This window comes from Xanthomonas prunicola (assembly GCF_025266575.1).
In the GTDB taxonomy this organism is placed as follows: Bacteria; Pseudomonadota; Gammaproteobacteria; order Xanthomonadales; family Xanthomonadaceae; genus Xanthomonas; species Xanthomonas prunicola.
Genome location: NZ_CP096142.1, coordinates 1731695 through 1753922, shown reverse-complemented (window position 1 = coordinate 1753922; position 22228 = coordinate 1731695). Strand labels below are relative to the sequence as shown.

The 22228-nt window shown below is 65.0% G+C and carries 14 protein-coding genes and 1 other RNA gene; 8 read left to right on the top strand and 7 right to left on the bottom strand.

What is annotated here, in order from left to right; all coding sequences use genetic code 11:
- Window positions 1-188: 188 nt before the first annotated feature.
- On the bottom strand, window positions 189-2162 hold the full coding sequence (locus M0D43_RS07560) for a transglycosylase SLT domain-containing protein (RefSeq protein WP_252164152.1): 1974 nt from the start codon (window positions 2160-2162) through the stop codon (window positions 189-191).
- A gap of 280 nt (window positions 2163-2442) precedes the next feature.
- On the opposite strand from M0D43_RS07560, the gene M0D43_RS07555 reads away from it, so the two are divergent.
- Complete coding sequence (locus M0D43_RS07555) at window positions 2443-5322, top strand: TonB-dependent receptor (protein ID WP_252164151.1); 2880 nt, start codon at window positions 2443-2445, stop codon at window positions 5320-5322.
- 406 nt (window positions 5323-5728) lie between these two features.
- Here the strand turns inward: M0D43_RS07555 and M0D43_RS07550 are convergent, their stop codons facing one another.
- From M0D43_RS07550 to M0D43_RS07535, 4 genes are all read right to left on the bottom strand, one after another.
- Complete coding sequence (locus M0D43_RS07550) at window positions 5729-8650, bottom strand: valine--tRNA ligase (protein ID WP_252164150.1); 2922 nt, start codon at window positions 8648-8650, stop codon at window positions 5729-5731.
- A 112-nt stretch (window positions 8651-8762) separates the two neighbouring features.
- Entirely contained in the window at window positions 8763-9188 is a 426-nt protein-coding gene (locus tag M0D43_RS07545; protein WP_003490202.1) for a DNA polymerase III subunit chi, read from the bottom strand.
- On the bottom strand, window positions 9188-9559 hold the full coding sequence (locus tag M0D43_RS07540) for a hypothetical protein (protein WP_252164149.1): 372 nt from the start codon (window positions 9557-9559) through the stop codon (window positions 9188-9190). The genes M0D43_RS07545 and M0D43_RS07540 overlap by 1 nt, the downstream gene beginning before the upstream one ends.
- Window positions 9559-11031 (bottom strand): leucyl aminopeptidase, encoded by a 1473-nt coding sequence (locus tag M0D43_RS07535; RefSeq protein ID WP_252164148.1) that lies wholly within the window; start codon window positions 11029-11031, stop codon window positions 9559-9561. Before M0D43_RS07535 ends, M0D43_RS07540 begins: the two co-directional genes overlap by 1 nt.
- Window positions 11032-11138: 107 nt before the next feature.
- Here M0D43_RS07535 and lptF point away from each other — a divergent pair, with 107 nt between their 5' ends.
- The 3 genes from lptF to M0D43_RS07520 are packed head-to-tail and all read left to right on the top strand — an operon-like array spanning window position 11139 to window position 13703.
- Window positions 11139-12221 carry an LPS export ABC transporter permease LptF gene (gene lptF / locus M0D43_RS07530; protein WP_252164147.1) on the top strand — a complete coding sequence of 361 codons (1083 nt, stop codon included), beginning with the start codon at window positions 11139-11141 and terminating at the stop codon, window positions 12219-12221.
- Window positions 12218-13324 (top strand): LPS export ABC transporter permease LptG, encoded by a 1107-nt coding sequence (gene lptG / locus M0D43_RS07525; RefSeq protein ID WP_101363074.1) that lies wholly within the window; start codon window positions 12218-12220, stop codon window positions 13322-13324. The genes lptF and lptG overlap by 4 nt, the downstream gene beginning before the upstream one ends.
- Before the next feature lies 1 nt (window position 13325).
- Complete coding sequence (locus M0D43_RS07520) at window positions 13326-13703, top strand: hypothetical protein (protein WP_252164146.1); 378 nt, start codon at window positions 13326-13328, stop codon at window positions 13701-13703.
- A gap of 128 nt (window positions 13704-13831) precedes the next feature.
- On the opposite strand, the gene M0D43_RS07515 is transcribed toward M0D43_RS07520, so the two are convergent.
- Together M0D43_RS07515 and M0D43_RS07510 are read right to left on the bottom strand one after the other, a co-directional pair.
- Window positions 13832-13923, bottom strand: a non-coding RNA gene (locus M0D43_RS07515) — sX9 sRNA.
- Window positions 13924-13957: 34 nt separating this feature from the next.
- Window positions 13958-14425, bottom strand: a complete 468-nt coding sequence (locus tag M0D43_RS07510; RefSeq protein ID WP_260808071.1) for an RDD family protein — start codon at window positions 14423-14425, stop codon at window positions 13958-13960.
- Between the two features lie 393 nt (window positions 14426-14818).
- On the opposite strand from M0D43_RS07510, the gene xerD reads away from it, so the two are divergent.
- The 4 genes from xerD (at window position 14819) to M0D43_RS07490 (ending at window position 21927) form a co-directional block, all read left to right on the top strand.
- Window positions 14819-15790, top strand: coding sequence for a site-specific tyrosine recombinase XerD (gene xerD, locus M0D43_RS07505; protein ID WP_252164144.1), 972 nt, complete (start codon window positions 14819-14821; stop codon window positions 15788-15790).
- 494 nt (window positions 15791-16284) lie between these two features.
- A complete protein-coding gene (locus M0D43_RS07500) occupies window positions 16285-17082 on the top strand; it encodes a DsbC family protein (protein WP_252164143.1) in 798 nt (265 codons plus the stop codon).
- Between the two features lie 378 nt (window positions 17083-17460).
- The gene (purL, locus tag M0D43_RS07495) at window positions 17461-21507 is read left to right on the top strand and encodes a phosphoribosylformylglycinamidine synthase (RefSeq protein WP_252164142.1); all 4047 of its coding nucleotides are present in this window, start codon (window positions 17461-17463) and stop codon (window positions 21505-21507) included.
- A gap of 270 nt (window positions 21508-21777) precedes the next feature.
- The gene (locus M0D43_RS07490) at window positions 21778-21927 is read left to right on the top strand and encodes a hypothetical protein (RefSeq protein WP_260808070.1); all 150 of its coding nucleotides are present in this window, start codon (window positions 21778-21780) and stop codon (window positions 21925-21927) included.
- Window positions 21928-22228: the final 301 nt, after the last annotated feature.

Below are 22228 nucleotides of genomic sequence, written 5' to 3'. Positions count from 1 at the left end.
GCTGTGTGCGCGTTCTTCAACAGGGCACTAGTCAACTGTCTGGTGCGGTGTCCTTGCCGATTGCCGGACCGTTGGCGACATGGATGCGCCATGCGTCCACAGGGATGGGCTGACGGCGTGTCCGGCTAGCGGGAAGGGCAACGCGTTTTCGACCAGATCCAGCGGCCGAACAGGTCGCCTGGCTTGGCTCAATCCTGCGCCGCGTTATTCGCAGCCTGGCCCGGTGTACACACCGGTTTGAGGCGCTTGTCTACCAGCTTGCCCATCAGTCGGTCACTGAGCGGCAGCATGTCGCCGTTGAGGCGCCAGTCGTAGATCACGCTGAAGGCCAGTACGCGCGCGACATATTCGCGGGTTTCCTTGTAGCTGATGGTCTCGATCCAGAAGTCCGGCTCGAAATTCGGCCGCTGCGACTGCCAGCGCCCGGTGGGGCCGGGACCTGCGTTGTAGGCGGCGATGGTGAGGTAGGGCAGCCCATAGGTGTTGAGCAACTGGCGCAGATACGCCGTGCCGATGGCGATGTTGGTGTCCGGGTCGTACAGGCTGGTGGCGCCGGCATAGCCGGGCAAGGCGATGCCCTTGGCGACGGCCGCGCCGGTACCCGGCAACACCTGCATCAGGCCCATGGCGTTGGCCGGTGAGCGCGCGCGCGGGTTGAAGATGCTTTCGGCACGAATTTCTCCGGCGACCCAGGCCGGGTCGATTGCGTTCTTGGCCGCTTCGCGGCGAATGGTGTCGTCGTGATGGAGTGGAAAGCGCAATGCGTACAGGCGTTGTTCGTCCGGCTGCTTGCCGAGCGCGAACACCGCGCGGTCGAACCAACCGTTGTCGCTGGCCACTTCCACTGCCAGACGGCGCTGGGTGTCGTCGAAGCGGGTGGCGGCATCGTTCCATTCGGCCACGGCCCAGCCGGGGCGGTCGATCTGGAACAAGGCGATCGCGCGGATCAAGGCCGGGTCGCGCGCAACGGCCGCTTTCGCCTGCGGGCTGTCGTTTGGCTCCCACGGGCACAGCCTGTACGGCTGCTGCAGGCGGTCGGCGGCCAGGAAGCCGTGGAAGGTCGGCGATTGCGCGGCGGCGCGGTACAGCGGCTGTGCGGCCGCGGCAGCACCGGTCTTTTCGGCGAGGCGTGCTTCGAAATACTGCCAACGCGAATCGCTGCGCTGGCTTGCCGGCATCTTGCGAATCGCAGCCAACGCTGCCGGCCAGTCGCCGCGCGACATCGCTTCGCGTGCGCGCCATTCGTGCAGGCGCTCGTCGTAGGACGCGTCTGGCACGGCGTTGAGCCGACGTGCCGAATCCGGCAGATACGAGGCGACGGTCCACAACGCGATCTGATACAGCACCTGCCCGCGCTGCGCCTCGCTGAAACCAAGCGCGGTGGCGAGCTGGGGCAACTGCTGTTCGGCAGCATCCGGATCGCTCTTGGCCAGCTTGGCCAGACCATCGACCGCGATGCGGCGGCTGCGTTCGGTCTTCGGCCAGCTCAGTGCACGCGGGTGTACCTTGTCGAGAAATGCAGCGTAATCGGTGGCCAGTGCCAGATCGGCGGCGGGCAGCCCGCGTGCAGCCGTGCGCATGACCGCAGGCAGCTGCGCATCGGCGGCAGCTTCCACCCGCTCCCAGCGCAGCGCGGGAGTGAGTTCTCCACGCGATTCCAGCCCGGCAACCACTGCATCGCAGGCATCGGGCAGCGCCTTGCCGTTGCGCCACACCGTCAGCGCATCGCGGCTCCACTGCGCATCGGCCTTGCCGGTGGCAAGGCGCGCGGTCAGCTGTGCGCAGCGCAGGCCGAGGTTGTCAGTGGACTTCCAGTTGGCCAGCAGCGTGTTCCAGTCCTGCCGACGCGCCACTGCCGGCAACCAGGTGCTGCGGAAGCTTTCGGCCACCGGTTGGCCGGCATAGCGCTGCAGAAACCCCTGTGCCTGCGCATTGGAGACAGTGTCGATAGTGCGCTTGAGCGCGGCGAACTCCAGCCATCCATAGAGCGGGTGACGACTCAAGGCGGCGAGCTGGCCCGCATCGCTCTGGCCGCGCTCTGCGGCCGCGATGGCATCGCGCATGGCAGTCAGTTGCGGGTCGAGCGTTTGTGCATGCAGCGCAGTGCTGCCAAGGCACAGCAGGCCGATGAAAACAGTGGCAAGGCGGGGGGCATAAGTCATGCCGCGATAATACCGAAGCACGCCTGAGCGCCTGAGTGAATATGCATCGCGGACCTGATGCAAACGCCGCACCTGCTGACATGCACGGCGCGTCACGCACGCACGCGCATGCCAAAGACACGCACGCGCATGCCAAAGACACGTCGTGGCATGCGCGTGCGGCCCATGCGCGCTGCTGCACTGCCAGTTGCGGCGCGTTAATGTTTCGTTTAAGAATTGGGGCGGACCGCAGGGCACGGGGGCATGCGGACACTTACGAATCCTTCTGGAGAGAGAAAGGATGAAGCGTCTGATTGACCCCCGCCGGTCATGCCTGGCCGTGCAGTTGTCGTTGTGTCTGATGCCCACATTTGCCTGTGCGCAGCAGCCCGAGGCCGCACCGAGCACGCGCACGCTCGACAGCGTGCAGGTCACCGGCACGCGCATCAAAACCGCCGAGTTGCAGGGTCAGGTACCGATCCAGACGCTCAACCGCGCCGACATCGAGCGCACCGGCCTGACGTCGATCGGCGAAGTGCTGCAGGAGCTCACCGCGTCCGGTTCGGCACTCAATGCCAAATTCAATTCTTCCGGCAACTTCGGCTTTCCGCCCGATGGCAGCGGTGTGGGCGCGGGCTCGGCGCAGGTGGATCTGCGTCATCTCGGTTCCAAGCGCGTGCTGGTGTTGGTGGATGGCATTCGTTGGGTCAATGAATCCTCGGCCTCCGGCGTGGGTTCGTCCACCGATCTCAACACCATTCCGCTGGCGATCGTCGAGCGCATCGAGGTGCTTGAAGACGGCGCCTCGTCGCTGTACGGCTCGGATGCGATTGCCGGTGTGGTCAACATCATTACCCGTCGCAGCTTCGACGGTGCGCAGGTCACGCTCAACTACGGGCAATACGGCAAGGGTGATGGCGCCAACCAGGGCATGGATCTGGCCTGGGGCAAAAGTGGCGAGAATTTCAGCCTGTTTCTTGGCGCAAGCTACGTCAAGCAGGATCCGATCTATGCGCGCGATCGCGCGCAGGCCCGCTTTCCGATTCCTGGCACCGGGCTAACCTTCGCCAGCTCGGCAACACCGGATGGCCGCTTCCAGTTCGTCGATCCCAATACTGGCGTGCGCCAGAACCTGACGCCCAATGCCGGCGTGGGCGCACCGCAATACGACGGCAGCGGTGGTTGTACACGCAGCGACGACTATCACTGCTTCGGCACCGCAGACCGCTACAACTTCGCCGAGCAGAATCTGTTGCTGACACCATCCGAGCGCAAGGGCGTGTTCGCGCAGTTCCGCTACTACTTCAACGACGACGTGCAGTGGTACGTCAAGGCGCTGGGTAACCGGCGCGAATCGACCAATCAGGCCGCACCGGAACCGATCTTCCTCGGCCCCGATGCGGGCACCGGCAATCCGCTGGCCGACAACATCGTGATTTCTGCGCGCAATCCGTTCAATCCGTTCGGGTTCGATCTGAACTCGGCCACCAACCTGATCCAGATCGGTCGGCGGCCGGTGGAAGGCGGGCCGCGGCGTTACGAGCAACAGGTCGACACGCAGTATTTCGGCACCGGCTTGGTCGGTACATTCGAAGGTGCAGGGCGGACCTGGTTCTGGGACGTCAACGGCATGTACAGCAAGAACAAAGCCGAACAGACCAACTACGGCAGCTATAACCTCTACAACATCAACCTGGCGCTAGGCGACCCGGCGGCCTGCGCGGCAGTGGCCGGCTGCGTGCCGCTGGATATCTTCAGCGGCGCCGGCAGCATCACGCCAGAGATGTTGCGCTGGATCCAACCGGTGGTACACGACCGTAGCCAGAATGAATTGAGCCTGTTCACCGCCAACCTCAGCAGTGAGTTGTTTCAGTTGCCAGGCGGTGCGGTGTCATTCGCCAGCGGCTACGAATACCGCAAGTACGAAGGCTCTTATCAACCCGATCCGCTCACCGTGGCGGGGCGTTACAACGGCGTGCCATCGTTGCCCACCTCGGGCAGCTACGACGTCAACGAAGCCTATCTCGAACTCAATATCCCGATCTTCGCCAACTCTGCATTGGGCGACAAACTCGATCTGAATATCGCCGGGCGCTATTCGGACTATTCGACATTCGGCGGCGAGTTCACGCCCAAGTACGGTCTGCGTTGGCAGGTCACCGATGAGTTGGTGTTGCGCACCAGTTATGCAGAAGGATTCCGTGCGCCCACCATCGGCGAGTTGTTCGGTTCGGCGGCACGTGCGGATCTGCAGTTGTCGGACCCGTGTTCGATCGGTCTGGGCGGCACCGCGCCGCGTGGCAGTGCGGCCAACTGTGCGGCGCTCGGGGTGCCTGCCGGCTATCAGCAAGCCAATCAGCAGATCTCGGTGACCACCGGCGGTAACGAGCAACTGGACCCGGAGCGTTCGCGCAGTTTCAGTGCGGGCTTGGTCTTCAGCCCCGGCTTTGCGAGCAATGCCAGTTGGTCCGACCGCCTCGATCTGGAGGTGACGTTCTATCGCCATCATGTGGACGGTGCCATCCAGGCGATCAATGCGCAGACGCAGCTGGATCTGTGCGTGGATACGCTGGACACCGTGTACTGCAATGGCATCGGGCGGGCATCGACCGGCGGCATCAATGCCTTCAACAATCGGCTGACCAATCTGGGCTCGATCAAGACCGATGGCTGGGACGTGGATCTGTTCTGGACCCTGCCGGAAACCGCATTCGGGCGTTTCAAACTATCGTGGCAGAACACCTTGGTGGGGCGTTACCAGGCGCTGGGTGCGGCAGGGCAGCGGCAGCCGCAAGGGCCGGGTATCGAGGTGGTCGACAGCGCAATTCCGGAGTGGACCAGCAACGCGGTACTGGGTTGGTCGCTGGGCAACTGGACGGCATCGTGGACCGCGCGGCACATCTCAAAACTCACCGAGCAATGCGGCGACGCCGTGGAGTTTGCGGTGTGCTCTGATCCGTCGGTGGGAATCAACCGGTTGGATGCGATTACCTATCACGATGCGCAGGTGGGCTATCGCGTCGATTGGCTCAAGGGCCTGCAACTCACGGCCGGCTTGAACAACGTGTTCGACAAAGATCCGCCGATCTGCCTGTCGTGCTCCCTCAATGGCTACGACGCATCCACCTACGATATCCCCGGTGGACGGTTCTGGTATGCGCGTGTGGATTTGAAGTTCTAGTTCGACAGCGCATGGTTGGTGCGGTGGGCCGAGGGCATCGGGAAAGGCGTGATGTGTCACTTCACTGCATGCCCCTTACCGCCCACCATCGCGGGACACGCCGCAAGGCGCCTGCGCCGGTGAGCGGGCCAGGACTCGTCGAGCTGGTCGGTATGCATGTCCGGAATCAAGGCATGACAGCCATGCTGGCGGACCTGCGTGTCCCGTGCGTTTGCCAATTCAAGCCAAGCAAGCTCATGGCTTTTAAGAAAGCCACCGACTAACTGTCTGGTGCAGCATGCTCGCCGATTGCGGGCTCGTTGGCGGCATTGATGCCGCCAACGAGCCCGCAGCGATGGGTGCACGGCGTGTCCGGCGAGCGGCGAGGGCACCGCACCCTCGACACGCTAGCAGCTGATCGACGATCTCAGATCTTCGCGCGCTGCTCGCGCAAGCCGGTCAGTTGCATGGTCCAGTCGTTCAAGCGCGCACGCTCCTGTTCGACCACGGCGGCCGGTGCGTTCTGCACGAACGTGGCGCTGCCGAGTTTGCCGTTGCACTTGCCGATCTCGCCTTCCACGCGCTTGATTTCCTTGTCCAGGCGAGTGCGTTCGGCATCCATGTCGACCAAGCCTTCCAACGGCACCAGCAACGTGAGTTCGCCGACGATGGCGGTAGCCGACGGCGGTGTGGCCTGGCCAGCGTCCAGCCAGTCGATGGTTTCCAGCTTCAGCAGGAACGACAGCTGCGAGGCGAAGCGGGCAACGCGCGGGCGGTCGTCAGCGGTGCCGGCCTGCAACAGCAAGCGCACCTGCTTGGAAGGTGGCACGTTCAATTCGCTGCGCACGCGGCGCAGCGCCGACACCATCGACTTCAGCCATTCGACATCGGCTTCGGCGGTGGCATAGCCACTGGTATCGACATCGCCAACCTGCGGGAAGCTCTGCAGCGAAATCGTCGCGGTGGTGATACCCAGGCGCGGTGCGACTTGCTGCCACAACTCTTCGGTGACGAACGGGGTGAGCGGATGCAACAGGCGCAGCAACGACTCCAGCACATACAGCAGCGTGTGGCGGGTGCTGGCGGCCGCGTCGGCGTCCTGATTGTTGAGCGCAGGCTTGGCCAGCTCCACGAACCAGTCGCAGAACGCGTTCCAGGCGAATTCGTACAACGATTGCGCGAGCAGGTCGAAGCGATAGTTGGCGTAATGCGCATGCGTTTCCGCGGTGACCTTGTCCAGGCGCGCCAGAATCCACTTCTCCGCTTCGGTGCGCGGTTGCGGCACGCCGGCAAAGCGCGCGCCTTCGGTGTTCATCAGCGCAAAGCGCGTGGCATTCCACAGCTTGTTGCAGAAATTCTTGTAGCCCTCGGCGCGGCCCAGATCGAACTTGATGTCGCGGCCATGGGTGGCGAGCGCGGCGATGGTGAAGCGCAGCGCGTCGGCACCGTGGGCGATGATGCCGTCCGGGAATTCCTTGCGCGTGGCTTTTTCGATCTTCTCGGCCATGCGCGGCTGCATCAAACCATGGGTGCGCTTGGCCACCAGGTCCTCGATGCTGATGCCGTCGATGATGTCCAGCGGATCGAGCACGTTGCCCTTGGACTTGGACATCTTCTGACCCTGCGCATCGCGGATCAGGCCGGTGATGTAGACATCGCGGAACGGCACCTGGCCGGTGAAGCTGTCGGTGGCCATGATCATGCGCGCCACCCAGAAGAAGATGATGTCGAAGCCGGTGACCAGCACCGACGACGGCAGATAACGCTCGAAGCCGCGCTCGGCCATCGCGTGCGCATCCGGCCAGCCCAGCGTGGAGAACGGCCACAGCTGCGAGGAGAACCAGGTTTCCAGTACGTCGCTGTCCTGGTGCAACGCGACGTCGGCACCCAGGCCGTGTTTCGCGCGCACCTCGGCTTCGTCGTGGCCGACATAGCACTTGCCTGCCTCATCGAACCACGCCGGAATGCGATGGCCCCACCACAGCTGCCGGCTGATGCACCAGTCCTGGATGTTTTCCATCCAGTGGCGATAGGTGTTGATCCAGTTCGGCGGCACGAACTGGATCTGGCCGCTTTCGACCAGCTCAAGCCCGCGCTTTGCCAGCGCATCCATCTTCACGAACCACTGGTCGGTGAGGTAGGGCTCGATCACCTGGCCGGTGCGATCGCCGCGCGGCACCTGCAGTTTGTGCGGCTTGGTTTCCACCAATCGACCTTCGTCCTCTAGATCGGCTAGGACAAGTTTGCGAGCTTCATAACGATCAAGATTCCAATACTTCTCTGGAATTCCTATGTCGAAAGGTAGAGCGTCGCGCTCCAATGTCAAAATTGGCTCACGGGGGTTTTCAGTCTCACGACGCTCGCGATAGCTAGAAAGACCGATAATCTTTGCTTCTGGCGTGAGGATGTTGATCATCGGCAGCGAGTGCCGCATGCCCACCTGGTAATCGTTGAAGTCATGCGCAGGCGTGACCTTGACCACGCCGGTGCCGAAGGCGCGGTCGACGTAATCGTCGGTGATCACCGGCACCTGCCGGCCGGTCAGCGGCAGCACGATGCGGGCGCTGTGCAGCGTGGCGTAGCGCGGGTCTTCCGGATGCACCATCACTGCGGTATCGCCCAGCATGGTTTCCGGACGCGTGGTGGCCACCACCAGGTAATCGCGGATTTCGCGCAGCGTCTCGACGCCGTCCGCATCGTGCTCGACGTGCTCATAGGTCACGCCGTTGGCCAGCGGGTAGCGGATCGACCACAAAAAGCCGTCTTCCTCGACGTTTTCCACTTCCAGATCGGAGATCGCGGTCTTCAGCACCGGGTCCCAGTTGACCAGGCGCTGGCCACGGTAGATCAGGCCCTGCTCGTACCAGCGCACGAACGCCTCGTTGACCGCGGCCGACGGCTGCGGGTCCATGGTGAAGGTGCTGCGCGACCAGTCGCTGGAGGTGCCCAGCCGGCGCATCTGGCGCTCGATGGTGTCGCCGGATTCGGCCTTCCATTCCCACACTTTGGCGATGAAGCCCTCGCGCCCCAGCGAGTCGCGCGTTTGCCCCTTGCCTTCCAGCGCCAGGTTGCGCGACACCACCATCTCGGTGGCGATGCCGGCATGGTCGGTGCCCACCTGCCACAGCGTGTCGAAACCGCGCATGCGGTGATAGCGCACCAGCGCATCCATCAGCGTCTGCTGGAACGCATGGCCCATGTGCAGCGTGCCGGTGACATTGGGCGGCGGCAGCAACACGGTGTACGGCTCACCCTTGCCGGACGGTGCGAAATAACCGGCTGCCTCCCACTGCGCGTACAGGCGCGATTCGAAGGAAGAGGGGTCGTAGCTGGAAGCGAGGGTGGTCATAAGGCAGGGAATGGAGAGTCGGGAATAGGGAATGGGTCAAGCGGGGAGTGCTGATTGGTGACGGTCTAATGGGAGGGAGCCAAGTTTCGATTCCCCATTCCCGATTCCCGATTCACATGTCGTACTTGGTCAGTTCCAGGCCCAGGGCCTTGTACTGCTTCCAGCGTTCGCGCAGCGGTTCGCGGGCGGCGGGGTCGGCAGGCACCACTTCGAGCACGCGGTCGCAGGCGCCCAGGTACGGGTCGTCGCGCAGGTTGATCACCAGCGGGCGCGAAGGCGCGGCGAACTCGGGCGCGGCGATCAGCACCGGCGCCAGTTCGTCTTCCTCATCGGTGCCGGCGATCTGGTGCGGCACGTAGGCTTCGTCGTCGAACGCCCACAGCAGGTCGTCCAATGCCTCGGCCTGCTCCGCGTCGCGAGCGAGGATCAGCGTGGACAGGTTGGCGTCGTTGGCCTTGCGCGCCAGCTCGCAAACCAGCCGCAGCGGTTCGTTGAGAAAGCGCGGCTTGGCGATCAGGTAGAAGTCGGCACGGGGCATCAGGCGGTCACAAAGCGAGAGGAGAGCAAGAATTCGGTGGCCATGCCGGCGGCCACGAACAGGGCAGCAAAGCCGAGCACGGCCAACAGCAGGCCGCCGAATGCACGCAGGCGGCACCCCGGCGGGCGCGAACGGTACAGATACACCGGCAGGAACAGCACGGCGAACGCCACGATGCCGATATTCATCCAGGCCGGCCGGCGGTAGCCGAGCCGGCGGCTGTCGGCCGCCAGCCAGACAAACAACAGCACAATCTGCACGACGATCCAGAGCAGGTCGATGCCGGGGCTGGTCCAGCCCGGCACCGCGCTGGCTGCTCCGTTCACAACGGAGAAGCCGGCAATCAGCGCCAGTGCAGCGCGTGGCGACATCAGGCCGCGCGATCCAGCAACCACTGCGTCAGCAGACCCACCGGGCGACCGGTGGCCATGCCGCGCTTGCCTTCGTCGCTGGCCACGCCGGCGATGTCCAGATGCGCCCAGCGCTGGTTTTCGGTGAAGCGCGACAGGAAGCAGCCGGCAGTGATCGCGCCGCCCCAGCGGCCGCCGATGTTGTAGACGTCGGCGAAGGTGGAATCCAGCAGGCCCTGGTACTCGTCCCACAGCGGCAGGCGCCAGGCGCGGTCGAACACGTGCTCGCCGGCGGCCAGCAGTTCGTTGGCCAGGTCGTCGTGCTTGCTCATCAGCCCGGCAGTCTGGTGGCCCAGGGCCACCATGCAGGCGCCGGTCAGCGTGGCCACGTCCACCAATGCTTCCGGGTTGAAGCGCTCGGCGTAGGTCAGCGCATCGCACAGGATCAGGCGGCCTTCGGCGTCGGTATTACCGACCTCGATGGTCTTGCCGGACATGCTGGTGATCACGTCCGACGGGCGATAGGCATTGCCGTCGATGGCGTTTTCAACCGCCGGCACCACCACCACCAGATTGATCGGCAGTTCGGCCTTGACCGTGGCCACGAAGGTGCCGATGACGTTGGCGCCACCGCACATGTCGTACTTCATTTCCTCGATGCCGCCCTGCGTCTTGAGGTTGACGCCGCCGGTATCGAAGGTGATGCCCTTGCCGACCAGCACGTACGGGCGTGCATCGCCGCCGCCGTTCCACTTCAGCACGATCAGCCGCGGGCGGTTGGCCGAGCCGCGTGCCACCGACAGCAGCGAGCCCATGCCGAGCGCTTCCATCTGCGCCTCGTCCAGGATCTCGGCTTCGGCGCCGGGGAACTTGCCGGCGAATGCGGCAGCGGTGTCGGCCAGGTAGGCCGGGGTGCAGTAGTTCGGCGGCAGGTTGCCCAGTTCGCGGGCGAACTCCACGCCCTCGGCGGTGGCCACGCCCACGGCCAGCGCGCGGGCGTCGTCGCCGGCGATCGCCAGGGTGGTCAGGCCGGTCTCATCCACCTTCTTCTTGCCCAGCGTGGCGGTGTAACGGTAAGCGGCGTGGTCGCTGACGACGATGGCCTGGCGGATGTTCCAGGCGGCATCGCGGGCCTTGACGGTGAGTTCGGTCAGGGTGAGCAGGGCGGTGCCGACCGCACCGGTCTTCAACGCGCGGGCCGCATCGCCAATGGCCTTGAGGTAGGGCGCTACACCGAACTTGCCGGCTTCGCCCAGCCCGACCACCAGCACGCGCGGGGCGGTGACGCCGGGCAGGTCATGCAGCAGGGTGGTGCTACCGGTTTTGCCGGCCACGTCGCCGCGCGCCACCAAGGCGGTCAAACGGCCCCGGCTGGCGCTGTCCAGCGCCTGGGCAGCGGGCGAAAGGGTCTTGTCGGCGAACACGCCAACCACGATGCAGTCGACGGCGGCGCTTGCCGGCGCGTCTTGGTTCAGGGTGAATTGCAGGGCCATTGATCAGATTCCGTAGGCAAATCCGTACAATCGCGGGCTGTTTACGCCAACCGGACTAGGCTGGCGCCGCCGCGAACGAATCCGAGAGTTTAAAACAAGCCCACCCCATGCCGAAGCTCGATCGATACCTGCTGAGCGATTTCACCCAGAGCTTCCTGGCCACCTTGATCGTGCTGCTGGTCGTCAGCGTCGGTGGTGTGCTGGTCGATATCCTCGGCAATATCGCCGACGGCCGCATCCCCGCTCGCTTGCTGCTGTCGCAGGTGGGGCTGCAGTTCGTGGCCTACCTGCCCATCATCCTGCCGCTGGCGTTGATGCTGGGCCTGCTGTTGGCGCTGGCGCGGCTATACCGCGATTCAGAAATGGCCGTCATTACCGCCATCGGTGTCGGGCCCAGGCGCATGTTGCGACCAATGCTGATGCTGGTGGTGCCGGTGGTGGTGATCATCGGGCTGTGCTCGCTGTGGCTGGGCCCCTGGGCGAGCCGCACGGCCGAGGCGATGCTGGAAGATGCCAACCGCAGCGTGCTGATGGCTGGCCTGGAATCGGGCCAGTTCACACCCCTGTCCGGCGGTGGGGTGGTGTACATGCAGACGATCTCTGCCGACGGCAAGGGCCTGGGCAAGGTCTTCATGCAGCGGCAGCAGAACGACCGCATCGATGTGGTCACCGCCGACCGCGGCGCCATGTTCTTCGAAGGCAAGACCGACCGTTACCTGCGCCTGGACGATGGCTACCGTACCGAAGGCCCGGCCGACGGCGCGACTTTGGACTATCGCTTGATGAAGTTCGCCAGCAGCGACATCGCTTTGCCCGACCGCACCCGTGTGCACGATGCCAACGACCCGGAAGTGATGTGGACCACCCAGTTGCTGTCCGACGAGCGGCCCGCTGCGCGTGCCCAACTGCATGAGCGCCTGGCGCCGCCGCTGCTGGCGCTGGCGTTTGCCTTGCTGACCTTGCCGCTGTCGCGCAGCGCGCCGCGGCAGCAGCGTTATGGCCGGATCATGCTGGCGTTCCTGGCCTACATGGTCGGCACCAATCTGATGATCGTCGGCACCCAGTGGATCGCCAACGGCAAGACCCCGGCAGCGTTGGGCCTGTGGTGGCTGACGCTGCCGCTGCTGACAGTGGCGGTGTGGGCGTATGCGCGCGATGGCCGCGTGCGTCGGCCGAGGGCGCGCGCATGAAGCTGACGCCGCGGGTCCATGATTGGTATGTTGGCCGGGTGGTGCTGTCCACCGTGCTGCTGACGTGGGCGGTGCTGTTGGGGCTGGACTTGGTCAACGCCTTCGCCAGCGAGGCCAAGAACATCGGCCAGGGCAGCTACACTTTCGGCCATGCGGTGGCTTACGTGGCCTACACCGTGCCGCGCCGGGCCTACACCTTGTTTCCAACTGCGGCTGTGATTGGCGCGCTGATGGGCCTGGGCCAGTTGGCTGCCACGTCCGAGCTGACAGCGCTGCGCGCGCTGGGCGTGTCGCGCAAACGCATGTCCGCCTCGGTCGTTGCAGCGATGGCGTTGCTGACCGCCAGCATGGTGATCAGTGGCGAAACCATCGGGCCGTGGGCACAGAACCAGGCCGACACGCTCAAGGCCAGTGCCCGCTACAACAGCGATATGGCGTCTTCGCGCTATGCCGGTCTGTGGGCACGTGAGGGCGACACTTTCCTCAACGCCTTGAGTGGCGAAGAGAAGTTGCTCGATGGCGGCGGTACCGCACTGGATCTGCACGATGTACGGCTGTATCACCTTGATCCTAGCGGCAGGATGCAGCAATTGACCTACGCGTCGGTGGCCGAGCACCGCGATGGCCGTTGGACCCTGCGCCAGGTACGTCGCGATACCTTCCAGGAACGCTCGGTGCAGCGCGAAACCTTCCCCGAATTGCCGTGGCAATCGCAATTGAATCCAGCAGCGCTGGCCGCTGGACTGGCCAAGCCACGCAATCTGTCCGCGCACGATCTGGAGCAGAGCATCGAATACCGACGCCGCAATGGATTGGACGCGCGCGATTACGAGGATCAGTACTGGAGCCGTTGGTTTTATCCGGTCAACGTGTTGGCGCTGTGCATGGCGGCAATTCCGTTCTCGTTCGGCTCGCTGCGCAGCGGCGGTCTGGGCAAGCGTCTGTTCCTGGGCATCCTGTTCGCGCTGGGCTTCTGGCTGCTGCAGCTGTTTTTCGGCCGCATGGCCGGCGCGCTCAAGCTCGATTACCGCATCGCCTATGCGCTACCGCCGATGGTGATGCTGGGCGTGTCGGCGTGGTTGTTCCGGCGGCGCAGTAGCTGACGTGCGCCGGCTGAGCCTGGCCGGATTGGCGATGTGCGTGCCGTATGCGGCACTGATTGCGTTCTGTCAGCGCTTTGCGCACGACCCGCAGGTCGACTACAAGACCCAACTGGTATGGAAACAACTGCCGGTGATGCTGCAGATGATGGTTGCAGATGGCCTGGGCCTGACGCGCCTGCCGGTCCAGCTATCCTGGGCGACGGCTTATACGCTGATGGTGGCGCCGATGTTCCTGGCGCTTTATCTGTTGGGCAGCGTGCTGGAGAACACCTTCAGAGATCATGGCCCGGCTTGGAAAAGCCATCCGACAAGGATGAGCGCGGACAGTGAGTTTCACTCTCCTGCCGCCGTCCTTGCGGCTATAGGCGACCTCGATTAGCTGGACTTGCAGGGTCCGTTCCGTCGCCGCCTGCTCCACATCCAACCGTCAGGTCGGTGGCTTGATACGTCGCTGTCGTCTGGTCCCAGTTGGGCGTCCTTCACGCCGTGCGCGTGCCGCACTGCGCCGGCTGACAGTGTGAGCCGCCAGAAGACGTAGAGAGCAATCCTCAGGTGGGTCCGGGCGGCGCGCTCAGAACCGGAGAATACGAGCGGCCCTTGCCGCATCGAGCATCGGCTGCACCGGCGGTGAGCTTAGGCCTTGGGTCTGACCATCCGCTGCACTCTGGTTCCGCTGGCGCGGTCATGCCATGTCAGACGATCACGATCGATCCAGGCCCACCAGAATCCGAGTCCGCCCAAGGCCAGCGACAGCGTGCCCACCGCATAGCGGATCCACAGCGCGCGCCAGGAGGCTTGCGGGCCGGCCAACTGCAGTCGCCAGGGACGCATGCCCAGGGTCTGGCCGCCGCGGCGCCAACTCAGCGTGGCGTACACCCCGGCGGCGACCCAGCAGCACAGCCAGAGCAGCCACTGCCAGACACTGAACGGTGCGATGTTCTCGCGCGCCGGGTGCCCGGCCAGGGTGAAACCCAAGGTGAAACCGGCCGAAATCAGCATCCACAGCGCCAGCACCGGCCAGGCGTCGTAGCACATCGACAATAGCCGCCAGTGCAGCAGGGCGGCCGGCTGGGGGGAATCGGATGCAGCGATCGAAGTCATGGCGCGAGCATAACGGTCGACAAGCACGGTGCAACGCCGCGCTGCGGTAGGTGCGTTTTGGTGTTTGCTCGCGCTGACGCACTCGATACATCGCGCCAGACTCGATGGAATGCTGGCGCAACGGCTGGTGCGCCAGCGACCGGTGTTCGATTGAGCGCATCCATGTGCGTGTGATCCATCCGCCCTGGCGACAAAGTGCGGTGGCGTTGACGCTGCATCCCCGGTGTCCCGTTGTGCGTGGGCGTTCTCCCTTCGGCCGATGCATGCATCGCTACGTGTGACCACGTTGCGTAACGCACTGTCAGCGGCACGCAGCGCATCCAGGCAAGCCATGCACCGGCGACCAACGACGCATCCACCCGCAAAGCGCGCGACACGTTCTATGCTGTTGCGATGTCTGCCAGCAGTCCCGCCGAACGCCGCCAACTCACTCAGCAGCTACCGCCGCTGCAGGCGGCCGATGCCGGTGTGATCGAACGTTTTCTCGACCGGTTTTGGGCCGAGCAGGGCGTGGCGCGGCAGACGCTGGAAAGCTATCGGCGCGATCTGGAAGGGTTGGCGCGCTGGCGCGACGGTGCCGGCGGGGGTGTGCTCGGCATCGACCGCGCTGCATTGTTCGATTATTTGCGCTGGCGTGCCCAGGCCAATTACTCTCCCCGCAGCACGGCGCGGCTGCTGTCGACCTTGCGTGCGTTCTACGGGCTGCATCTGCGCGATGGCGTGCGCAGCGACGACCCGACAGCATTGATCGACCCGCCACAGTTGCCGCGCTCGCTGCCCAAGGCGTTGACTGAAAGCCAGATCGAGGCGCTGCTGGCCGCCCCCGAGGTGGATGGCCCCGCGGGCCTGCGCGACCGCGCCATGCTGGAGCTGATGTACGCCGCGGGCCTGCGGGTGAGCGAGTTGGTCAACCTGCCGGCGGTCGGGGTGAATTTGCGTCAGGGCGTGTTACGGGTGACCGGCAAGGGCAGCAAGGACCGGCTGGTGCCGCTGGGCGAGGAATCCCAGCACTGGTTGGAGCGTTATCTGCGTGAAGCGCGCCCGCTGCTGGCCGCGAACACGCCGGTGGCGGCGGTGGACGGGCAGGTGCCGTTGTTCATCGACGCCGCCCGCCAACCGCTCAGCCGTCAGCAATTCTGGACGTTGGTCAAACGCTACGCTGCGGTGGCCGGCATCGATCCGGGGAAGGTCAGCCCGCACGGGCTGCGCCACAGCTTCGCCACCCATCTGCTCAACCACGGTGCCGACCTGCGCGCGCTGCAGATGCTGCTGGGCCACAGTTCGCTGTCGACCACCCAGATCTATACGCTGGTAGCGCGCCAGCATCTGCAGAAGCTGCACGCCAGCCATCATCCGCGCGGTTAGTCCGCACTGCGCTGACCAGTGGCGCATGGGCGCACGGGTGATGCGCCGAGGGTCGAGCGGGGAAGACGGGCCCGGTTGGATCAGCGGCAGCACGAATAACGCGTGGCTGACGTTGCGATGCATCATCAGCTGCGCTCGGCGGTTGTGACGGTCTCGCAGTCTGGCTGGCGTCGTGCGGCAGCGCGCGCTCCTTCTTGACATGCCTCACGCTGGCGATCATCGCCGGACGCCACGCGGCTGCGGCCCCCGAACAGCAAGAGAGAACGGGCGCCACGCTCTGGGGGAATCTCCATGGCGCTGTGCGACTGCGACTGCGAATGCGAATGCGAATGCGGGGCCTGGCCGCCAGACCTGCCGAACCGCGGTTTGTATGGCGTTTGTCCAATCCGCGCAGCAACTGTTCGCCTGCTGTGATTCACAAATGTCGCGGCCGCTGCCTGGCTTCATCTGCGCTGTGCGAGAATCCAGCCACCCCATTCCATCTGGATGCGTGAATGTATCGTCTTGCCATCGCCGCGCTGCTGGGCGCGATCAGTCTTACCGCCTGCGCACAATCGTCGCAGCCTGCGGCAAGCACTGCCGGCGCCAAGCCCGCCACCGCGCCCGCCACCACCGGTAGCGTGGACCAGCGCGTGAGCACCGCGCTCAAGGCGCTGGACCCGGATTTCAAACCCGATTACATCGGTGCCGCGCCGTTCCCCGGGTTCCGTGAGGTGGTCGTTGGCGGGCAGGTGCTGTACGTCAGCGATGACGGCCGTTATCTGATCCAGGCACAGCCGTTCGATATCCAGAACAAGCAGTTCGCCGCCAGCCCGGGCCTGCTGGCGTATCGTCGCAAGCAGCTGGAGACCGTGCCCAAGGCCGACCGCATCGTGTTTGCGCCGGCAAATCCGAAATACACCGTCACCGTCTTCACCGACGTGGAATGCGGCTACTGCCGCAAGCTGCACAGTGAGATCGGCGAGCTCAACAAGCAGGGCATCGCGGTGGAATACCTGGCCTTCCCGCGCATGGGTCTGGGCAGTCAGGACCACAAGGAAATGATCGCGGTGTGGTGCGCGGCCGATCGCAAGCAGGCGCTGACGGCCGCCAAGTCCGGTCAGCCGGTGGCCTCCAAGGACTGCAAGAACCCGGTGTCGATGGAATACACCCTGGGCCAGCGCCTGGGCGTCAACGGTACTCCGGCGATCTTCGCGCCCGACGGCACCCAGCTCGGTGGCTACCTGCCGCCAGCGCAGCTGCGTGAGGCGCTGGAAAAGCGCGCTGTCGCCACCGCAGGCGGCAGTCGCTGATCCATGGCGAAGCGGCGGTGTGATGCCGCTTTGCGGGTCACTTCGGTGGCCGGCGTGAGCGAACGGAAGGCTGGAGTGCAGATGCATTCCGGCCTTCCGCGTTTTTTGGGGCAGGCTGGCGGGATCGGGGGCCTGAACCTGGCAATTCGCCCAGCTACCAATCAGCGCGCGGGCATGCTGTCGAGCAGCCAGCAGCCATTGCGTCAGCGCTAGCCTCGTCGCCCGCGAGTCCGCCAGCCACGGTCACCTGTGTCGCGCAGGACTTGCGTTGGCCCCGCGACACGGCCCCATCAACCCACCCAGTGCACGCTCAGTCCGGCGTCGATCCATCAGCTCCGTTACAATCTGCAGCCCCGTTTCTGACACGGTTCCCCGGACATGATGGTCCTCGAGGGCGCTTCCGCCCTTTCGCCGTTCCGCCGCGCTCGGCTCGAAACCCGCCTGCAAACCCTCGTCCCCGCGCTGCGCATCACCGGCGCCTGGCACGTGTACTTCATCCGCGCCGACGCCGGGCAGTCGCCCGATCAGGCCACCTTGCAGCGGATCCTGCAGGCCAACGCCGCGCCCGCCGCGCGCGATGCGGATGCCTCTTCCCGCTACGTGGTGCCGCGCCTGGGCACTTTGTCGCCGTGGTCGAGCAAGGCCACCGAGCTGGTGCGTGGCGCCGGGCAGCCGATCCAGCGCGTGGAGCGCGGTACCCGCATCGATCTGGCCGGTTGGCCGGCCGACGAAGCGATGCAGGCCGCCGTGGCCAAGCTGCTGCACGACCCGATGACGCAATCGCTGCTCGGCTCGGCCGCGGCCGCCGAAGCGCTGTTCAACGTGCCCGATCGCGGACAGTTGCAGCGCGTGCCGCTGGATGGGCTGGAGCAGGCCAACCGCGACCTCGGCCTGGCGCTGGCGCAGGACGAGATCGACTACCTGCGCGAACGCTTCGCCGAGCTGGGCCGCGACCCGGCCGATGTCGAGCTGATGATGTTCGCCCAGGCCAATTCCGAGCACTGCCGGCACAAGATCTTCAACGCCAGCTGGACCATCGATGGCAAACCGCAGGAACGCTCGCTGTTCCGCATGATCAAGCACACCCACCAGCAAACCCCGCAACACACCTTGTCGGCCTACAGCGACAACGCCGCGGTGGTGGAAGGCGTGCCGGCCGCGCGCTATCGCCCGGATTCGGCCAGTGGCGAGTACCGCGCCGAGGCGGTGCTGCCGTCGGCCTTCGCCATCAAGGTAGAAACGCATAACCACCCGACCGCGATCGCGCCGTTTCCCGGTGCGGCTACCGGTGCGGGCGGCGAAATTCGCGACGAAGGCGCCACCGGCCGCGGCGGCAAGCCCAAGGCCGGCCTGACCGGTTTCACCGTCTCGCATCTGCGCATCCCGACCCTGCCGCAGCCGTGGGAAGCGCCGCGCGCGCTGAACCCGCGCATGGCCCCGGCGCTGGACATCATGCTCGACGGCCCGCTGGGCGGTGCTGCATTCAACAACGAATTCGGCCGGCCGAATCTGCTCGGCTATTTCCGCAGCTTCGAGCTGGCCGAAGGCCCGGGCCTGACCCGCGCCTACGACAAGCCGATCATGCTGGCCGGCGGCCTGGGCGCGATCGATCGCAACCAGGTCCAAAAGCTGCGCCTGCAACCGGGCGATGCGGTGATCGTGCTCGGCGGCCCGGCGATGCTGATCGGCCTGGGCGGCGGTGCGGCCAGTTCGGTGGCGGCCGGCGACAGCGCCGAAGCGCTGGACTTTGCCAGCGTGCAACGCGAAAACCCGGAGATGGAACGCCGCTGCCAGGAGGTCATCGACCGCTGCGTGGCGCTGGGGATCGACAACCCGATCCGCTGGTTCCACGACGTGGGCGCAGGCGGGCTGTCCAACGCCATTCCCGAGCTGCTGCACGATTCGGGCGTAGGCGGCATCATCGACCTGGGCCGCGTGCTCACCGACGACCCGTCGTTGTCGCCGCTGGAACTGTGGTGCAACGAATCGCAGGAACGCTATGTGCTTGGCGTGCCGCAGGCGCGCCTGGACGAATTTGCCGCCATCTGCGCCCGCGAGCGTTGCCCGTTCGCCGCCGTCGGCGTGGCCACCGCCGAGGAGCGGCTGGTGGTTGGCTATGGCGTCCTCGACGCCGGGAATCGGGAATTGGGAATCGGGAATGGCAACAGCACGCTGCCGGCTGCCGATGTCGCTTCTCACTATTCCCCATTCCCCACTCCCGATTCCCCGCTCCCGATCGACCTGCCGATGGATGTGCTGTTCGGCAAGGCGCCGAAGATGCATCGCGATGCGGTGCATCCGCCGGCGCCGCAGTGGCCGGTGTTGCAGACCGCTGGGCTGGATTTGCACGAGGCCGGCTTGCGCGTGTTGGCGCATCCCACCGTGGCGTCCAAGAGCTTTCTGGTCACCATCGGCGACCGCAGCGTGGGTGGGTTGACCGCGCGCGAGCAGATGATCGGCCCATGGCAGCTGCCGCTGGCCGATTGCGCGATCACCATGGCCGGTTTCGACACCTTCGAAGGCGAGGCGATGTCGATTGGCGAGCGCACCCCGCTGGCGCTATTGAACGCCGCCGCGTCCGCACGCATGGCAGTGGGCGAAGCAATCACCAACCTGTGCGCTGCACCGGTGCAGCGGCTGGACAGCATCAAGCTCTCGGCGAATTGGATGGCCGCCGCCGGTCACAGCGGCGAAGACGCCCTGCTGTACGACGCCGTGCGCGCGATCGGCATGGAACTGTGTCCCGCGCTCGAACTGAGCGTGCCGGTGGGCAAGGATTCGCTGTCGATGCAGGCGCAGTGGGTTGCCGGAAATGGGGAATCGGAAATTGGGAATGGCGAAACGCCAGAGCCCTCCGCTTCAACCATTCCCGATTCCCGATTCCCGATTCCCGGTGAAACGCTGAAAAGCGTTTCACCCGTGTCGCTGATCATCAGTGCATTCGCGCCGGTCGGCGATGTGCGCACGCAGCTGACGCCGTTGCTGCGCAACGAGGAAGATAGCGAGTTGTGGTTGATCGGCTTGGGCGGTGGCAAGCAGCGTCTGGGTGGGTCGGTGCTGGCGCAGGTGTATGCCGATGACGCGGCGTTGCCTGCATTCGGTGGTGACGTGCCGGATCTGGATGATGCGCAGCGTCTGCGCAGTTTCTTCGAATTGATCCGCGATGCGCGCGACAGCGGGCTGTTGCTGGCGTATCACGATCGCAGCGATGGCGGCGCGTTTGCTGCGTTGTGCGAAATGGCGTTCGCGTCGCGGCAGGGTCTGGATATCACGCTGGATGCGTGGGGCGACGATGCGTTCCGCAGCCTGTTCAACGAAGAACTGGGCGCAGTGGTGCAAATCGCCAGCGAGGACCGCGCCGCGTTCGCCGATCTGGTCGAGCGCCACGCGTTGACCGAATGCGCGCAGCGCATCGCACGGCCCACCGGCACGCCGCGCATCCGCGTGAGCGGGCAGGGCCGCGTGCTGGCCGAGTGGCGTTGGGAAGAGCTGTTCGATGCATGGTGGTCGGTGACCCATGCCATGCAGAAGCTGCGCGACAACCCGGACAGCGCCGACGAAGAGCGCGCGCTGGCGCGTGATTTCAAGGCGCCGGGCCTGCGTCCGAAGCTGGTGTTCAATCCATCCGAAGATGTGGCCGCGCCGTTCGTGGCGACTGGTGCACGGCCCAAGGTGGCGATCCTGCGCGAGCAGGGCGTCAACGGGCAGATCGAAATGGCCTACAACTTCGAGCGCGCAGGTTTCCGTGCCTACGACGTGCACATGAGCGACCTGATCGAAGGCCGCGTGGATTTGCGCGAGTTCGTCGGCTTCGCGGCGTGCGGCGGTTTCAGCTACGGCGACGTGCTGGGTGCCGGTCGTGGCTGGGCCACTTCGATCCTGGAGCGTTCGGCGCTGCGCGATGCGTTTGCCGCGTTCTTCGCGCGTAGCGAGACGTTCGCGCTGGGCGTGTGCAATGGCTGTCAGATGCTCAGCCAGCTCAAAGACATCATTCCCGGTGCCGAGCATTGGCCGCGCTTTTTGCGCAACCGCAGTGAGCAGTTCGAAGCGCGCACTGCGCTACTGGAAGTGGTGGAGTCGCCATCGATCTTCCTGCGCGGCATGGCGGGTTCGCGAATTCCGGTGGCGGTGGCGCATGGCGAAGGCCGTGCGGAGTTCGACACGGCCGTGGACCAGGCCGCTGCACGCGTGGCATTGCGTTACATCGATGGCGATGGCGCGGTGGCGTCGCAGTACCCGCTCAATCCGAACGGTTCCCCTGACGGCATCACCGGGCTGACCAGCAGCGACGGTCGCGTCACCATCCTGATGCCGCATCCCGAGCGCACGCCGCGCAGCGCAAACCTGAGCTGGTATCCGGCCGACTGGGGCGACGACTCGCCGTGGCTGCGGATGTTCCGCAACGCGCGTGTGTGGTGCGGTTGATGGCGTGCGGCTGATCTGTAGCCGCTGATGCCTCACTCGACGGCCGTGTGCAGCGATGCACGCGGCCGTTGTCGTTTTGGCACGGCGCGCCGCGCCTGCAGTTGCCGGGCGGTTGACGCTTCGCCGAGTGCTGCGGTCACTGGCGGATGCTCAAGCGAATCGACCACGATGGTTTTTTTTTAAAAGCGCCACGTTGTTCGCAGGTATCGCGATTCTCCGCAACAGCGTTTTGGGCGCCGCTACATCCATGCATGCGGCATTGGCCAGACGATGCGCTTCACCACGCTGCGTGTCGGCACCGACATCCATCAGATTGAAGGGCACGGCCTGCAAAGCGGCCAGCCTGTTGGCGCGCCAATGATCCGACGCCTGGCGCCGCCGTCCCGCAGCATCGTCAGTTCCTTGGCGGCAATTGCCTGAGGCATGGCTGTCCCGCGCGTCAGATGGCGGTGTGTTACTGGTGCGGCACGTTGGCCACAGAATCGACACGCCACCCCTGCCTTTTTGCGCAATCGCGCCTGCCGGCGTCCTGCGCGCGGGGGTTTTTGTCTTTTCCCGTTCTGCCTATTCAGCTCTGAAATGTCTCTAAGGACATGATCTAGGTCGCTGTTTTCCAAAGATTTATCAAAAATCTAATAAAAGCAACCAGAACTGTGATCAAACGCGCACTTATCTTCGCTTTATGTCAAAAACTTGACGCCTGAAATGACGGCTGTTAACA

What these genes read in the sequence shown, in the direction of transcription:
- purL (WP_252164142.1), top strand. Translation starts at nt 17,461, where the DNA reads ATGATGGTCCTCGAGGGCGCTTCCGCCCTTTCGCCGTTCCGCCGCGCT.
- M0D43_RS07560 (WP_252164152.1), bottom strand. Translation starts at nt 2,162, where the DNA reads ATGACTTATGCCCCCCGCCTTGCCACTGTTTTCATCGGCCTGCTGTGC.
- M0D43_RS07510 (WP_260808071.1), bottom strand. Translation starts at nt 14,425, where the DNA reads ATGACTTCGATCGCTGCATCCGATTCCCCCCAGCCGGCCGCCCTGCTG.
- lptF (WP_252164147.1), top strand. Translation starts at nt 11,139, where the DNA reads ATGCCGAAGCTCGATCGATACCTGCTGAGCGATTTCACCCAGAGCTTC.
- lptG (WP_101363074.1), top strand. Translation starts at nt 12,218, where the DNA reads ATGAAGCTGACGCCGCGGGTCCATGATTGGTATGTTGGCCGGGTGGTG.
- M0D43_RS07490 (WP_260808070.1), top strand. Translation starts at nt 21,778, where the DNA reads ATGCGCTTCACCACGCTGCGTGTCGGCACCGACATCCATCAGATTGAA.
- M0D43_RS07550 (WP_252164150.1), bottom strand. Translation starts at nt 8,650, where the DNA reads ATGACCACCCTCGCTTCCAGCTACGACCCCTCTTCCTTCGAATCGCGC.
- M0D43_RS07545 (WP_003490202.1), bottom strand. Translation starts at nt 9,188, where the DNA reads ATGCCCCGTGCCGACTTCTACCTGATCGCCAAGCCGCGCTTTCTCAAC.
- M0D43_RS07540 (WP_252164149.1), bottom strand. Translation starts at nt 9,559, where the DNA reads ATGTCGCCACGCGCTGCACTGGCGCTGATTGCCGGCTTCTCCGTTGTG.
- M0D43_RS07500 (WP_252164143.1), top strand. Translation starts at nt 16,285, where the DNA reads ATGTATCGTCTTGCCATCGCCGCGCTGCTGGGCGCGATCAGTCTTACC.
- M0D43_RS07535 (WP_252164148.1), bottom strand. Translation starts at nt 11,031, where the DNA reads ATGGCCCTGCAATTCACCCTGAACCAAGACGCGCCGGCAAGCGCCGCC.
- M0D43_RS07555 (WP_252164151.1), top strand. Translation starts at nt 2,443, where the DNA reads ATGAAGCGTCTGATTGACCCCCGCCGGTCATGCCTGGCCGTGCAGTTG.
- xerD (WP_252164144.1), top strand. Translation starts at nt 14,819, where the DNA reads ATGTCTGCCAGCAGTCCCGCCGAACGCCGCCAACTCACTCAGCAGCTA.